The organism is Lactobacillus sp. C449L (assembly GCF_059900815.1).
Genome location: NZ_JBWXGA010000025.1, coordinates 1 through 770, shown reverse-complemented (window position 1 = coordinate 770; position 770 = coordinate 1). Strand labels below are relative to the sequence as shown.

1 pseudogene is annotated in these 770 nt (G+C 59.9%); it reads right to left on the bottom strand.

From position 1 onward, the window contains the following. Positions 1-21 precede the first annotated feature (21 nt). Positions 22-770 (bottom strand): annotated as a pseudogene (locus tag AC2JF9_RS08055) (hypothetical protein); the annotation flags it as partial.

Sequence of the window (770 nt, the reverse complement as noted above, 5' to 3'; positions counted from 1 at the left end):
AATCTCGATAGCATCGCGATCTTATTTGTTGCCCTTGTCGTAGAGCTCTTGAAGCTTCGGCTGCATCTCCGCCGTCCAATCCTTCGCGGACATCTCGCCGTTCCACACCTTGCTGGCTTCCTGCCAAAACGTATCGAGCCACTGATTATCCTTGGACCGGGCGGGAAGATCCGTCCTTCCGTAATCTTGTATGATGTCGAGGAACACTTGGCGATTGGCGGGAGCCTTCTCGTAGGCCAAGAACTCGCCGTTCGCCATATCGATCAAGTTCGGTACGGCCTGCCCAAGCTGATAATTTTGCCGTTGGCCTTCTTCGTCGAGCGACAGGAACGCCGCCAGGTTGAAAGCTTCCTCGACGTACTTCGTCTTTGCCGACACGGCGAAGCCCATGTCCTCGGCCTTCTTGAGCACGCGGCGCAGCACGCCGCGCGGACAGGCGCCCTCCGCATAGCCGTCGAATTCGGCGAGGAAGAACGGCAGATCGTTCTCGAACGGAATGAGCCGCATGGTCTCCGGTAGAACCCGCACCGGCGCATCCGGATAAGCGGTGTGCCAGCCCGTGAGGGTCGTGTTGTCGTAGAGCTGGTCGATCGAATCCCAGCCCAGCACCACGTCGCAGAAGCCGAAGCCCTTTTCGAGGGCGGATTCGAACTTGTCGCGCGCCATGTACTTGCCGCGCATGATGCCGTCCGAGTCGGTGACGCCCACCTTCACGAAAGGCAGGTCGCGGCTGCGCACGTAAGCCGCTGCATCGGCGGCCGTCTTGATTG